The organism is Microbacterium sp. 71-36 (assembly GCF_001898305.1).
GTDB lineage: Bacteria > Actinomycetota > Actinomycetes > Actinomycetales > Microbacteriaceae > Microbacterium.
The window spans coordinates 1,204,487-1,217,991 of sequence record NZ_MKTP01000001.1; the positions used below are offsets into that span (position 1 = coordinate 1,204,487).

General features: G+C 72.6%; 12 protein-coding genes. 4 read left to right on the plus strand and 8 right to left on the minus strand.

Going from position 1 to position 13,505, the window contains the following annotated elements; genetic code table 11:
- Positions 1 to 2 precede the first annotated feature (2 nt).
- Genes BGO45_RS05940 through BGO45_RS05960 form a run of 5 tightly spaced genes read right to left on the minus strand, consistent with a single transcriptional unit; the run spans position 3 to position 3,710 of the window.
- Complete coding sequence (locus BGO45_RS05940) at positions 3 to 455, minus strand: helix-turn-helix transcriptional regulator (RefSeq protein WP_292691766.1); 453 nt, start codon at positions 453 to 455, stop codon at positions 3 to 5.
- Positions 456 to 463: 8 nt separating this feature from the next.
- Positions 464 to 1,144 carry a hypothetical protein gene (locus BGO45_RS05945; RefSeq protein ID WP_292691768.1) on the minus strand — a complete coding sequence of 227 codons (681 nt, stop codon included), beginning with the start codon at positions 1,142 to 1,144 and terminating at the stop codon, positions 464 to 466.
- 26 nt (positions 1,145 to 1,170) lie between these two features.
- Positions 1,171 to 1,599, minus strand: coding sequence for a molybdenum cofactor biosynthesis protein MoaE (locus BGO45_RS05950; protein ID WP_292691770.1), 429 nt, complete (start codon positions 1,597 to 1,599; stop codon positions 1,171 to 1,173).
- Positions 1,599 to 2,078: a MogA/MoaB family molybdenum cofactor biosynthesis protein gene (locus BGO45_RS05955; protein WP_292691772.1), complete on the minus strand. Its 480-nt coding sequence runs from the start codon at positions 2,076 to 2,078 to the stop codon at positions 1,599 to 1,601. Before BGO45_RS05955 ends, BGO45_RS05950 begins: the two co-directional genes overlap by 1 nt.
- Positions 2,079 to 2,087: 9 nt before the next feature.
- The gene (locus tag BGO45_RS05960; RefSeq protein WP_292691774.1) at positions 2,088 to 3,710 is read right to left on the minus strand and encodes an SDR family oxidoreductase; all 1,623 of its coding nucleotides are present in this window, start codon (positions 3,708 to 3,710) and stop codon (positions 2,088 to 2,090) included.
- 61 nt (positions 3,711 to 3,771) lie between these two features.
- Between BGO45_RS05960 and BGO45_RS05965 the strand changes: the two genes are divergently transcribed.
- The 4 genes from BGO45_RS05965 to BGO45_RS05980 all read left to right on the plus strand — a co-directional run bounded on the left by BGO45_RS05965 (position 3,772) and on the right by BGO45_RS05980 (position 9,250).
- The gene (locus tag BGO45_RS05965; protein ID WP_292691775.1) at positions 3,772 to 4,410 is read left to right on the plus strand and encodes a response regulator; all 639 of its coding nucleotides are present in this window, start codon (positions 3,772 to 3,774) and stop codon (positions 4,408 to 4,410) included.
- The gene (locus BGO45_RS05970; RefSeq protein ID WP_292691777.1) at positions 4,407 to 6,122 is read left to right on the plus strand and encodes a hypothetical protein; all 1,716 of its coding nucleotides are present in this window, start codon (positions 4,407 to 4,409) and stop codon (positions 6,120 to 6,122) included. The genes BGO45_RS05965 and BGO45_RS05970 overlap by 4 nt, the downstream gene beginning before the upstream one ends.
- 10 nt (positions 6,123 to 6,132) lie before the next feature.
- Positions 6,133 to 7,686 carry a carboxylesterase/lipase family protein gene (locus tag BGO45_RS05975; protein WP_292691779.1) on the plus strand — a complete coding sequence of 518 codons (1,554 nt, stop codon included), beginning with the start codon at positions 6,133 to 6,135 and terminating at the stop codon, positions 7,684 to 7,686.
- A gap of 82 nt (positions 7,687 to 7,768) precedes the next feature.
- Positions 7,769 to 9,250, plus strand: a complete 1,482-nt coding sequence (locus tag BGO45_RS05980) for an MFS transporter (protein WP_292691780.1) — start codon at positions 7,769 to 7,771, stop codon at positions 9,248 to 9,250.
- Between the two features lie 12 nt (positions 9,251 to 9,262).
- Here BGO45_RS05980 and BGO45_RS05985 read toward each other — a convergent pair whose 3' ends face one another.
- The 3 genes from BGO45_RS05985 to BGO45_RS05995 form a co-directional block, all read right to left on the minus strand.
- The gene (locus tag BGO45_RS05985; RefSeq protein WP_292691782.1) at positions 9,263 to 11,161 is read right to left on the minus strand and encodes a helicase HerA-like domain-containing protein; all 1,899 of its coding nucleotides are present in this window, start codon (positions 11,159 to 11,161) and stop codon (positions 9,263 to 9,265) included.
- A gap of 9 nt (positions 11,162 to 11,170) precedes the next feature.
- Positions 11,171 to 11,875: a phosphatase PAP2 family protein gene (locus BGO45_RS05990; RefSeq protein ID WP_292691784.1), complete on the minus strand. Its 705-nt coding sequence runs from the start codon at positions 11,873 to 11,875 to the stop codon at positions 11,171 to 11,173.
- Between the two features lie 76 nt (positions 11,876 to 11,951).
- Positions 11,952 to 13,289: a multidrug effflux MFS transporter gene (locus BGO45_RS05995; protein WP_083696733.1), complete on the minus strand. Its 1,338-nt coding sequence runs from the start codon at positions 13,287 to 13,289 to the stop codon at positions 11,952 to 11,954.
- Between the last annotated feature and the right edge of the window lie 216 nt (positions 13,290 to 13,505).

The following is a 13,505-nucleotide window of genomic DNA, read 5'->3' on the forward strand; positions in this document are numbered from 1 at the left end:
CGCTACACCAGCTCGAGGTGCGCGACCAGCGACGGCGCCCGACGTTCGCGCGCGAGGGCTTCCACCGCGACGAGGACGTCCATCGACGGCGTGACCGCACCGCTCAGGTAGGAGGTCATCCGCGGACGAGACGTCCCCAGCCGGGATGCCACTTCCGCCTGCGTGAGCCGGGTCTGGCGAAAGGCGGCACGGAGCCGCTCCAGTGCCTCCTGCTCGGCGGTGCGCTGCGCGACCGCCAGCGCCGCGTCGATGAGCGCGACCGTGGCTCGCGACTCGGCGGCGTCCCGCGCGTCGTCGTAGATCTCGCGCAGAGCGGGCTCGTCGGCGAGGGCGTCGATGAGCTTGCGCCAATCGCTCGCGTAGCCGCGGTCGATCGCGGCGAGCATGCCGTCGAACCCCCAGGACTCCACGGGATCGGCAGGGGTGGCGTCGATGCTCCGGAAACGCAGCGGCACGACTCTCCTCAGACGAGATGGGCCGCGAGAACGCGGCATTCGGCGACGACGTCTTCCCAGTCGCGCCAGCGCGGGACGAGACCCTTGTACGAAGCCAGACCGGCGAGCGCGCGACGGTCCTTCGGCGCCGGGTCGGCGAGTTGACGCGCCAGCTGCGCCTGCACCGGCTGGTCCTCGGGGTGGGAGGGATCGGTGTAGTACTCGTCGATGGCCGCGAGCACCGCGCCGATGTGATCCGCTCCGAACGCCCCGGAGAGGGCCGCGACGTCGAGGTAGTCCCGCATCTGATTGCGCTTGACGATGAGGAAGCCCTTGATGCGGGCGATCTCGTCGAGCGTCGGCACCGTGATCTCCCCACCGGACGGGAGCGTGACGCGCTGGACCTCGAGCGGTCGACGGCGGATGAGCTGGCGCACGCCGGCCTCGATACCCCCCAGTTCGCCGAGGATGATCTTCCCCGGCACGGCGCGGTTCAGGACGAAGTCGCCGTCCCGCTCCAGCGCGTCGAGCACGAGATCGAACCGGTCCTGTAGATCCGCGAGGACGTGGTCGTGATCGGTCGACATCCGGTGGCGGGCGTACAGTGCCGCGGCGGACCCACCGACCCGAACGGCATCCGGAACCAGCTCCTGCAGCCGCGCGGCGGAGTCGAGGACCTCCTCGAGGCCGGTGGGCAGATCCGACGACATAGTCAATATGGTATCAGATCCGATACCTAGCCGCCCAGGCCTTTCCACGCGGTCGTGCCGTCGGCCTCGACCTGACGCTTCCACACGGGCAGGTCGGTCTTGATCGTCTCGATCACCGTGCGGCACACCTCGAACGCCGCCGCGCGATGGCCCGAGGCGACGGCGATGATCACGGCGGCCTCCCCGACCTCCAGCCGCCCCACGCGGTGGCTCACCGCGACGATGGCGTCGGTGCCCGCGGCAGCCTGCTCGGCGATGCGGTGGAGTGCGGCGGGCGCGTCGGGGTGAGCGCTGTACTCGAGCGCGACGACGGCGTCCGTGGCATCCGGGTCGGTGTCGCGCACGCGCCCGACGAAGGTCGTGACGGCGCCCGAGGCGTCGTCCTCGACCGCACGCAGATGAGCGTCGAGGTCGAGCGGCTCCTCGGACAGGCGGGCGATGCGGACGGCACTCATCAGTGGTCTCCTCCGGCGAGCTGGTCGAGGACGTGCGGGGCGAGCTCCGCGAGGACGGCGATCCCGGATGCCACGGCCCGCGTGGATCCCGGGAGGTTGACGACGAGGGTCGCGGGGTCGGCGATCCCGGCGAGGCCGCGCGAGATCACCGCGAGCGGGGTGTCGGCGAGCCCGCGGCGACGCAGCTCCTCGGCGATGCCGGGAAGCTCGCGGTCGATCACGCGAGCGGTGCCCTCGGGGGTGCGATCGGTGGGCGCGATCCCCGTGCCACCGGTGGTGACGACGAGTCCGGCTCCGGCGGCGAGGGCGGCACGCAGGGCGGTCTCGACGCTGTCGGCCCCGTCCGGCACGACGGCCGCGTCGGCACAGTCGAAGCCGGCGTCGCGCAGCAGCGACACCGCGAGCGGGCCGCCGCGATCCTCGCGGAGACCGGCGGCGGAGCGGTCGGACACGGTGATCACGCGGGCGGTGTACGGCACAGTCCCAGCCTAGGCGGGCGTGTCGGCCGCCGAGGGGATCGTCTCGACCTCGGGGACCTCCGGCGGGATGCGGCCGGCCTTCGCCCTCGGCTCCAGGTCGTCGCGCTGCACGTGTTCGGCGGCGGCGGTGATGCGCCGGGCCATGCCGCTGAAGATCAGACCGTGGAAGGGCAGCACCGACAGCCAGTACAGACGCCCCGCGAGGCCGGTCGGGAAGAACAACGCCCGCTGGTCGAACCGGGCGCCGTCACCGTCCGCACTCGCCCGCAGCTCGAGCCACGCGCCGCCGGGCACCTTCATCTCGGCGCGCAGCCGCAGGAGATGCCCCGGCTCGATCGCCTCGACGCGCCAGAAGTCCAGTGCGTCGCCAACGGTCACGACGCTGCGGCTCCGGCGTCCGCGGGCGAGGCCCACGCCGCCGACGAGGCGATCCATCCACCCGCGGATCGCCCACAGCAACGGCGAGGAGTACCACCCGTTCTCTCCGCCGATGCCCTCGATGACCGACCACAGCTGCGCGGGGCTGGCGCTGGTGCGCATCGTGCGCTCGTCGGTGTAGACCAGGCGACCGGCCCAGTCGGGGTCGCTCGGCAGCGGGTCGCTCGGGGCGCCGGAGACCTCGGCATCCTGCCAGCTCGTCTCGATGGCGTCGTCGTTGACCCGGCCGAGCGCGCGCCGCACGGCCTCGCGGTAGGGCATCAGCCCGCCTTCGGGGCGCGGCACGAGATCGTCGATCGCCCGGTCTTTCACCACGCAGTCGTTCTGCAGCGACTCCACGAGCGGCCGGGCGATCGATTTGGGGATCGGGGTGACGAGGTTCACCCAGTGCGAGGCCAGCCGGGGCGTCAGCACCGGCAACGACGCGATCGCGCGCTGGTGCAGACCCGCCTCGAGGGCGTAGCCGTTCATCATCTGCCCGTAGCGCAACACGTCGGGGCCGCCGATGTCGACCGCGCGGTTGACGTTCGGGGCGATGCGCGCGGCCCCGAGCAGGTAGTGCAGCACGTCGCGCACGGCGATCGGCTGGATGCGGTTGCGCACCCACTTGGGTGCCGGCATGTACGGCAGCACATCGGTCAGGTGCCGCACCATCTCGAACGACGCCGAGCCCGAGCCGATCACGACGCCGGCCTGCAGCACCAGCGTCGGCACACCGCTGGCGAGCAGGATCTCGCCCACCTCGACACGCGATCGCAGGTGGGCCGACAGCGTGGCGTCGTCGGGGTGGAGACCGCCGAGGTAGACGATCCGCGACACGGAGGCCGCAGCCGCGGCGTCGGCGACCGTGCGGGCCGCGCGGCGGTCGGTGCTCTCGAAGTCGCGGCCGCCACCCATCGAATGGATGAGGTAGTACAGGACGTCGACGGCCTCGACGGCGCGCGCCACCGCCGCCGCGTCGGTCGCGTCGCCCTCGATCGTCTCGACGTCGTGGCCCCAGGGGAACGCCCCGACGCGCCGCGCGTCACGGGCGAGCACCCGCACCCGGTAGCCGGCCGCGAGCAGCCGAGGCACGAGACGCCCACCGAGATAGCCGGTGGCGCCGAGGACGAGGGCACGCGGCGCCGACCCGTCGGGACGGGGCTGGGCGACGAGCGCGGGTTCACGGCCGGTGGGGGCGGACAGCTCGCTCATGCCGAAAAGGTACGCCCGGCCCCCGACATCGCGGGGGGCTTGACGTGGATAGTGTGAGTGCGTGGAGACCGCGTGGGTGCGTCGCGTGCTCGTCGTGGAAGATCAACCGGCGATGCGCGTCCTGCTGTGCGACATGCTCGCGCACCGCGGCTTCGAGGTCACCGGCGCCGCCGACGCCGCCGAGGCGACGACCCTCTTCGCCGGAACCGATCCCGATGTGCTGCTGACCGACATCGATCTCGGTTCGCGCCCCTCGGGCGTCGAACTGGCCACGATCCTCACCGGTCTCGCCCCGCACCTCGCGGTCGTCTTCCTCAGCAGCTTCCCGGGAGCGGTCGCCGGCTCCGGGCGCCCCGGCCCGGCGGGCGCCGTGTTCGTGTCCAAGCTCGACGTGAGCTCCGCCGATGTCGTGGTGGATGCCATCGAGGCGGCGCTGCGCACGACGACACCACCCGCTCCCCCGGTATCGCCGCGCACCTCGCCGCTGGCCGGGCTCACCCGACGGCAGATCGAAGTGCTCGCCCTCGTCGCGCGCGGGTGGTCGAACGAGCAGATCGCGCGCGAGCGGGGCACGACGACGCGCGCGGTGGAGCGCGCGGTGAGCCGCATCTTCGCCCGACTCGATCTCGGCGCGGTGGGGACGAACCCGCGCGTGCGCGCGAGCGCGCTCTATCTCGCCGAGTTCGGCCCCGTCGCGTGAGGACGCTGCTGCGCGCGGGGAACCGCGCGCTCTCGGGCGGCCGTTTCGTCACCCGCTGGACGTTCGTCACGATCGTCGCGGTGTCGCTGACGGTCCTGGCCCCGCTGCCCGCGGGGCTGTCGGACGCGGAGCGCGCCCTCGTCGCCGTGGTGACGGCGGCGGTGTGCGCCGTCGTGTGGGTCGGGATCGCCGGGGCGGAGCGGACCCTCCGGCGCCCTCGCGCGCGCGCGGCGGTGGTCGTCTTCGCCCTCGCCGCCACCGCTCTCGCCCGGCCCTTCCTGCTCGACGCCGTCTCGCGTGCCGCCGGGCTGCCCGTCCTCCCCCCGGGCGACGGTGCGCTGCGCGCCGCCACCAATCTCCTCGTGTGGACGATCGCGCTGGTGGGGACCGCCGTCCTCGTCGACATCGTCCGGTCCACCCGCGAGACCAACGCCCTGCTCGCCCAGGTGCTCGCCCAGTGGGACGACGGCGCCGCGCGCGTGCGCGCGTACACCGCCGAGGCCCGGGCCGCGGTCGCGGCGGTCGCCGACGCGCTGGAGGCGGCGCGCCTCGAAACGGTCGCCGACGTCCGCGCCCTGGCATCCGATCTCCGCGACCGCGCCCGCGACCTGTCGGCGCGTGCCGCCGCGACACCCGGGGCGGCGGTGACCGGCGGCGTCGTCGACGTCACCGGGCTCCCCCGCGCGCCGCTCGCGCTGCGCCTGCCGCCCGTCGGCCTGGCCGCGGCGGTCTACGGGCTCGCCGTCCTTCCCTACGCGCTGCGCGCCGTCGTGCCGGTCGATCTCCTCACCGGACTGGTCGGCGCTCTCGTCTGCGGGTCGGCGGCCGACCTGCTCCCGCGCGTGCCTCCTCTCCTTCGTCGCCCGCGGGCACGCGCCGTGGTCTTCGTCGCGTCGTCCGTGCTGGTCGGTCTGGCGCTCACGGCCATCGCGACGTCGCAGGGCGTCCCGCTGCCGCTCGCGGCCGTACCCGCGCTGACCTATCCGGCCCTCTCCCTCGCCCTCGCCCTGGGGCGCAGCGGCCTGCACCGACTCCGGGTGGAACGTCGACGACTGTCGAGTGCGATCGTGGACCGGGGTCGCGCGGACGAGCTGGGCACACGCCGGGTCCGGGCGGGTCTGCACCGCGCCGCCGACCTCGTCCATGCCGACGCGCAGGGCGCAGCGGTGCATTTCGCGCTGCGGCATCCGGATGCCTCTCCCGCCGACGTGGCCGGATTCCGGGCCGGGCTCGTCCCTCTGGCGACCGCCGTGCGGGGCGTGTTCGATTCCCCGGCCGAGCGGGCGTCCTCGCTCGCTCCCCTGCTGCAGACGTGGGCGACGGCGATGCCGGTCGACGGCGATGTCGCCGACGAGGCGGCCGACGCGCTGCGCGCGGACCCGGCCCTCGCCGGCGACGTGATCGACGTCGTCGCCGAGGGGCTGCTCAACGCCGCCAAGCACGCGCGGGTGAGAGCTGCGCGCGTCGAGATACGTCTGGCGGCGACGGCCGCCGGCCCCCGTCTGCGCGTCCGGGTGACCTCGCCCGGTGCGCCCGTCGCGGGGGCGCGACTGAGGCCGGGCTCGCGCGCCGACCGGCTCGGTGCGCGCCTGACCGGCCGGGGCGGAGAGGCGGCGCTCGAGGCGCTCTTCCTCGTCGCGGACGAGACCGGGCGGTCGGGTTCTGTCGTGTCGACCGAACATCCCGGCGCGCGTCCCGGTCGCCGCGCGTAGCGTCGAGCCCATGGACGCTCCCGTCACCGTCACCGCTCCCGCCGGAACCTTCCGGGGCCTCCTCGACCGTTCGGTGCTCTCCTGGCGCGGCATCCGCTTCGCCGTCGCGCCCACCGGCGATCGACGCTGGCGCGACCCGCTCCCCGCCCCGGATGCCGAGGGGGAAGTGGATGCCACCTCCTTCGGCTCCGTCTGCCCCCAGCCGCTGAACCCCGCGGTTCCGCTCGGCGACGAGGCCGTGGAGGACGAGGACTGCCTGTCTCTGAACGTGTGGGCGCCGGCCGACGCCTCGGAGTCCGGCCGGCCGGTCATGGTGTGGCTGCACGGCGGCGCGTATACGTTCGGATCGTCGAGCCAGCCCCTGTACGACGCCACGTCGATGGTGTCGACGGGCGGGGTCATCGTGGTCACGGTGAACTACCGTCTGGGTGCCCTCGGCTTCCTCGACCTCTCGGGCGCGCTGCCCGACGCCGGCTTCGACGGCAACCTCGCCCTCAAGGACGTGCTGCTCGCGCTGCGCTGGGTGCAGCGCAACGTCGCGGCCTTCGGCGGCGACCCCGACCGGGTCACGGTGTTCGGCGAGTCGGCGGGCGGCGGGCTGGTCACCACCCTCCTCGCGACGCCGTCCGCGCGGGGGCTGTTCCACCGCGCGATCGCGCAGTCCTCCCCCGCGTCGAGCGTGTACGGCACCGCGCGGGCCGAGAAGGTGGCGCGCAGCTTCCTCGGCGAGTTGGGCATCGACCCCGACGACGCGGGGGCTCCCGCCGCGCTCCAGGCCGCCCCGGTGGAGGCGGTCGTGGCCGCGGGCAAGGCCGTGTACGCGGCGGTCCCCACCACCGACCCGGGGACCCTGGCCTTCGCGCCCGTCGTCGACGGCATCCTGCTCCCGGAGGCCCCGATCACCGCGCTCCGGGCCGGCCGCGGCATCCCGGTGCCGCTGATGATCGGCACCAACAAGGACGAGGCGTCGCTGTTCTCGTTCATGAAGTCGCCGCTGATCCCCATCACCGGTGACCGGATCGACCAGATGTTCGCCGACATGGCGGCCGAGAACACCGGGGTCGAACTGCCGACGCGTGAGCAGGTGCTCACCGCGTACGAGCACGTCCGGCACCGCGCGATCGGTCTCGGGGTGGCCCGCGACATCGGCTTCCGCCTGCCCACCCTGTGGCTGGCGGAGGGGCACTCGACCGTCGCACCGGTATGGCTCTACCGCTTCGACCATGCCTCGCCGTTCCTGCGTCTCATCGGCCTCGGCGCCACGCACGCCACCGAGCTGCCCTATCTGTGGGGCAACCTCGTGAGCGGTCCGAAAGACCTCACGTTCCGTCTCGGCGGTCGCCGCGTCGCCGAACTCATCTCGGCGCGGATGCAGGCGCGGTGGACGGCGTTCGCCCGCGGCGATGCGCCGTCGGCGCCCGACGCGCCCGCGTGGCCGACGTTCACCGCCGACGGCGACGACGCGCGCGCGACACTCGTGATCGACCGCCACGATGTCGTCGTGTCGGACCTCGACGGCGAGCTGCGCCGCGCGTGGGGCGACAACGTCCTGTCGTTCTCCTGAGGCGCGGGCCGCCGGATAGCAGATCCGCCCCGCGCACCCCGTCGGCTGGAAAACGCACGCCGATCGGGGTAAGGGTGGAAGCATGAGCCAGCATCCCCCCGCGGCATCCGGATCCCCCCGACTCGAGGTCGACGACGTCATCGTCGTCGACAAGAAGCGCGTGCGCACCGCCATCGGCGGCACCGTCGTCGGCAACTTCATGGAGTGGTTCGACTTCGGCATCTACGGCTACCTGGCGGTGACGTTGGCGGTGGTGTTCACCTCCGACCTGCCCGAGCCGTGGGGCCTGCTGGTGACCCTGCTCGGCTTCGCGATCTCGTTCCTCGTCCGCCCGTTCGGCGGCTTCGTGCTCGGTCCCCTCGGCGATCGAATCGGGCGGCAGAAGGTGCTGTTCCTCACGATGGCGATGATGGCCACGGCCACCGCGCTCATCGGCATCCTGCCCACTTCCTCCGCGATCGGCCTGTGGGCGATCGTGCCGCTGTACCTGCTCAAGATGGTGCAGGGCTTCTCGACCGGTGGTGAGTACGCCGGCGCGACGACCTACGTCTCGGAGTTCTCGCCCGATCGCACCCGGGGCTTCTGGTCGTCGTGGCTCGACGTGGGCTCGTACGTCGGTTTCGCGGCGGGCGCCTCCGCGGTGGCCGCGACGACCGCGATCACCACGGCGATCTCGGGCGAGAACGCCATGGTCGACTACGGGTGGCGCATCCCGTTCCTCCTGGCGATCCCGCTCGGCATCGTGGCGATCTACTTCCGCCTCCGCATCCCCGAGACGCCGTCGTTCGAACAGACCCACGCGGTCGAGGCCGCGCAGGAGACCGGCTCCGACGACCCGATGGCCCGTCAGGGACTCGCGGGCATCGTCCGCCACCACTGGCGCGCGCTCCTCATCGGCATCGCGCTGGTCGCGGCGACGAACACCGCCGGATACGCGCTCACCAGCTACATGCCCACGTACCTCGAGACCGAGGTGGGCATCTCCAACCTCGGTGCGGCCGTGGCCACGGTTCCCGTGCTCCTGGTGATGTCGGCCGCCCTGCCTCTCATCGGCAGGCTCAGTGATCGGATCGGCCGGAAGCCGGTCTACGCGATCGCGGCGAGCTCCGCGATCGTGCTGCTCGTCCCCGCGTTCCTCATCATGCAGATCGGCGAGCTGTGGGCGGTCATGATCGCCCTGGCCCTCGCGGCGGTGCCGGTGGCGTTCTACGTCGCGATCTCGGCATCCGCTCTCCCCGCCCTGTTCCCGACCGCGTCGCGGTTCGGTGCGATGGCCGTGGCCTACAACATCGCGGTGTCGCTGTTCGGCGGGACGACGCCGCTGTTCAGTCAGGCGCTGATCGAATGGACGGGCAACACCCTCATGCCGGCGTTCTACATCATGTTCTTCGCCGCCCTCGGACTCGTCGCGCTCTTCGCGATGCGCGAGACGGCACGTCGGCCGCTCCTGGGCTCGGTGCCCGCGGTCGAGACGCCCGCCGAAGCGGAGGCCGTCGTCGCCCGTCAGGACGAGGACCCGCTCATCGACACCTCAACGATGCCGTTGGAAGTCCGTCGGATGTGACCCCCGCGAGGTTCAGCGGCGACGGCCGGTGCCGAACAGGCCCCGGATGACGCCGGTGAGGATCGTCTTCGTCGCTCCGCGCCCCAGCACGTCGTCGAGCGGCGTGGTCGGCGCGCTGGAACGTGCGCGCGGAGCCGCGGTGCCCTTCAGCAACCGGTCGTACTCGCGTTGCGCCTTCTTCTGGGCCTCCGCGTGCGCCTTCTCGATCGCGGCCTGCTGCTTCGCGTACGCGGCTTCGTCCGCGGCCGCCTGCTTCGCCCGCTCGGCGGCTTCGCGCGCCTCTGTCGCCGCCTGCATGCGCGCCGCGAGGATCTCCCGGGCCGACTCGCGGTCGATCGGAGTCCCGTACTGCGCGAAGAGGGGGGATGCCGAGACGGCGGCGGCGAGGTCGGCGGCGGGGATCGGCGACATCGAGGCGCGCGGCGCGAACAGTCTCGTCCAGGCGACGGGGGTCGGGGTGCCGCGTTCGTCCATGACGGTCACGATCGCCTCCCCCGTCCCGAGCTCCTGCAGCACCCGTTCGAGGTCGTAGCCCGACGCCGGATACGTCCGCACCGACGCGCGCAGCGCCGCCGCATCGTCGGGCGTGAAAGCACGGAGGGCGTGCTGGACGCGCGATCCGAGCTGCGCGAGCACGTCGCCGGGCACGTCCTTCGGTGTCTGCGTCACGAAGAAGACACCGACGCCCTTGGAGCGGATCAGGCGGACCGTCTGCGTGATCGCGGACAAGAACGCCTTGGACGCCTCGCGGAAGAGCAGGTGCGCCTCGTCGAAGAAGAACACGAGCTTCGGCTTGTCGAGGTCGCCGACCTCGGGCAGCACCTCGTAGAGCTCCGCGAGCAGGTACATCAGGAACGTCGAGTACAGCTCGGGCCGTGACGCGACGTTCGGCACTTCGAGGAGGCTCACGACGCCCTCGCCCTCGGCGGTCGTGCGCAGGAACGCGGTCACGTCGAGCTCGGGCTCGCCGAAGAACGAGTCGGCGCCCGCGGCCGAGAACGCGACGAGTTCGCGCAGGATGACCCCCGCGGTCGCCCCCGACAGGCCGCCGAGGTCCTTCAGCTCGCTCTTGCCCTCGTCGCTGGTGAGGAACGTCAGCACCGCGCGCAGGTCGGACAGGTCGACGAGCGCGAGCCCCTTCTCGTCGGCGTAGTGGAACACCAGACCGAGGCTCGATTCCTGTGTCGCGTTCAGGCCCAGGACGCGGCTGAGCAGCAACGGCCCGAACCCCGACACGGTCGCGCGGACCGGGATCCCGGATGCCGCGTCGTCACCGAGGGCGTAGAACTCGGTCGGGTACGCCCGCGGCGTCCACTCCTGCCCGAGCGCACTCGTACGGGCGAGCAGCTTCTCGCTCGAGGCGCCGGGAGCGGCCACGCCGGACAGGTCGCCCTTGATGTCGGCGGCGAACACGGGCACACCGTTCGCCGACAGCTGCTCGGCGAGCAGTTGCAGCGTGCGGGTCTTCCCGGTTCCCGTGGCACCGGCCACGAGCCCGTGCCGGTTGGTCATCGCGAGCGGGATCCGGACGGGGACGGATGCCACGGGCCCGCCGTTGACGAGGACCCCGAGGTCGAGGGCCGCGCCGGTACCCGCGTATCCCGCGGCGACCGTGGCGACCTGCGCTTCGGTCAGCGGCACGGTCGGCGCCGGGGCCTCGGCAGCAGGGGCCGGTGCGGGAGCGGCGGCCGGCGCCGGGTCGGCAACCGGCGTCGGCTCGGCGATCGTGGCATCCCCGGCATCTCCGGCTGCGGCTGCGCGGGCCTTCGCGGCCGCCGCCTCCGCCGCCGCGAGATCGGCGCGGGCCCGCGCCAGGCGGAGCTCGGCCTCCGCCGCCTCGGCTTCGGCGCGCAGTCGGGCGACCTCGGGGTCGTCGGCGGGACCGGGAACGGACGGCGCTGTGTCGCTCATGCCGTCAGCCTAGGACGGTGCGGAGGACGCGGCATCCGGGATCCGACGGTTGCGTCGGAGCGTCGCCCAATCGTCGTCGCGGGCCCGGAGACGGGAGAACACCACCGCGAGCACGAGGGCTGCACCCGCGCCGAGCAGCGCACCCCCGACCGTGTCGGAGAGCCAGTGCGCGTGCAGGTACGTGCGGCTGAACGCCATCAGCACGATCCACGCACCACCGACGATCCGCACCCACAGGGTCGGGAACACGATCGCGGCGACGACCGCGATCGTCGCGGCGTTCGCGGTGTGGCCGGAGGGGAAGGAGCCGTAGTCGGCGAGCACGAGGATGTCCTCGGGTCGCGCGCGGCCGAACGTGTGCTTGAGCACCTGCACGAGCAGGGCGCTGCCCGCCGACGCGGCCAGGAAGTACACCGCCGTCCAGCGCCGACCGGTGAGGAACAGCGCGAGCGCGCCCCCGAGCGGGACGATGAGGATCGCGGTGACGTACCCGCCGATCTGGTTCATGACCAGGGCGATCGTCAGCAACGGCTGGATCGGCGCCGAGGCGAACAGCTGGTTCCACCACACGTCGATCGCGAACGGGCTCGGCCCGCGGAAGAAGACCCAGGCCCCCAACCCGCACGCCAGCGCGATCAGCACCAGGCCGAGGACGGCGCGGACGCGCTCGGAGCGCACCGTCACGAACGGCGGGGGCGCGGCATCCAGGTCCATCGCCCCATGATGCCGGTCCGCCGGGTCTCCCGGCACCACCCGGTCCGGCGCTTCGCCCTCTGCTACTGTTCGGCCCTCACGGGGCGAGGCGCTCGACGGTGCGCGGACGCACCAGCAGCCACAGCGACAGCACACCGAGGATCGCGCAGCCCACCATGACGGATGCCATGGTCGTCGCGGTGATCCCCGATCCGGTCGCGAGCAGGCCCACGACGGGAGAGATCACGCCGGCGATGCCGAAGTTCGCCGCACCGATGATCGACTGCGCCGTGCCCGCGGCCTTGCCGTGCCGATCGAGGGCGAGCACCTGTGCGCACGGGAACGTGAAGCCGCACGAGGTCATGAACAGGAACAGCGGGATGATCGTGCCCCAGAGGCCGAAACCGAGCTGGTCGAAGACGACGATCACCACGCCCCACAGCACGAGCGAGGCGGTCGAGAAAGCCAGCACCCACTGGGGGCCGAACCGCGCGGCGAGGCGCGAGGCGATCTGCACGCCGATGACCAGGCCCACGGAGTTCGCGGCGAACAGCACGCCGTACTGCTGCGCGTCGAAGCCGTAGCTCTGCTGGAAGAGGAACGAGGACGCCGACAGGTAGGAGAACAGGCCGCTGAACGTCATCGCCCCGATGACGAGGACGCCGATGAACACCCGGTCGCGGAAGACGCTCGCGTACCGCTGCCAGACGGTGGTCGCGCCCTTGCCCCCACGACGGGCGGCGGGCAGCGTCTCGGGAAGGAAGACGATCGCCGAGACGAGCATGACCGTGCCGTAGGCGGCGAGCACCCAGAAGATGCCCCGCCAGGGCATGACCGACAGCAGCAGCGACCCCGCGAGCGGAGCGAGCACCGGCGCGACGCCCGAGACCAGGGCGAGGCGCGAGAGCATCACGACCAGGCGGCGACCGCCGAACAGGTCGCGGACGATGGCGGCGGCCACGACGCCGCCCGCCGCGGCCCCGGCCCCCATGAGCACGCGCGCGATCGACAGCGTCCCGAGGGTCGGGGCGAGAGCGGCGAACACGCTCGCCGCGACGTGCAGAGCCGTGACCGCCAGCAGCGGGATGCGACGACCGACCTTGTCGCTGAGCGGTCCGACGATGAGCTGGCCCAGCGCGAAGCCGATCATGGTGCCCGTGAGGGTCAGCTGGATCGCGGCGGCCGAGGTCTGGAAGTCGGCCTCGAGCACGGGGAAGGCGGGGAGGTACAGGTCGATCGTGAACGGACCGAGAGCCGTCAACGCGCCCAGCAGGACGATGTAGAGGACACGACGTCGCGCGGAGATGCTGTCACCGGGGTGCAGCACGATCGGCGCGGTCGCCGGATTGCTTCCGAGCGCGCGGATGGCGCCCGTGGCCGAGGACTCGGCGCGGGCGGTCGGGGGGATCACGGGCTGGGAGGCGGTATCGAGCACGTCAGTCAGTCAGTTCTTTTCGCAACACGGACGGCCCGGACGAAGCCGGGCTGTGAATTCGGGGGGATCGTCGAACCTCGAATCGATTCGACATCGTCATACTATCGCGCGGCCCGGGGTCTCCACCATCCCCCTCGCGGGTTCCTCCCAGGCCACCACCGCATTCATCCGCATAGGCTGGGCGGAATCGGCCCGCGCCGAGCCTCCCGCCCCAGA

Excerpts from the sequence above, each read along its gene's own strand:
- BGO45_RS05990 (WP_292691784.1), bottom strand. The coding sequence starts at position 11,875 with ATGGACCTGGATGCCGCGCCCCCGCCGTTCGTGACGGTGCGCTCCGAG.
- BGO45_RS05950 (WP_292691770.1), bottom strand. The coding sequence starts at position 1,599 with ATGAGTGCCGTCCGCATCGCCCGCCTGTCCGAGGAGCCGCTCGACCTC.
- BGO45_RS05960 (WP_292691774.1), bottom strand. The coding sequence starts at position 3,710 with ATGAGCGAGCTGTCCGCCCCCACCGGCCGTGAACCCGCGCTCGTCGCC.
- BGO45_RS05985 (WP_292691782.1), bottom strand. The coding sequence starts at position 11,161 with ATGAGCGACACAGCGCCGTCCGTTCCCGGTCCCGCCGACGACCCCGAG.
- BGO45_RS05945 (WP_292691768.1), bottom strand. The coding sequence starts at position 1,144 with ATGTCGTCGGATCTGCCCACCGGCCTCGAGGAGGTCCTCGACTCCGCC.
- BGO45_RS05980 (WP_292691780.1), top strand. The coding sequence starts at position 7,769 with ATGAGCCAGCATCCCCCCGCGGCATCCGGATCCCCCCGACTCGAGGTC.
- BGO45_RS05975 (WP_292691779.1), top strand. The coding sequence starts at position 6,133 with ATGGACGCTCCCGTCACCGTCACCGCTCCCGCCGGAACCTTCCGGGGC.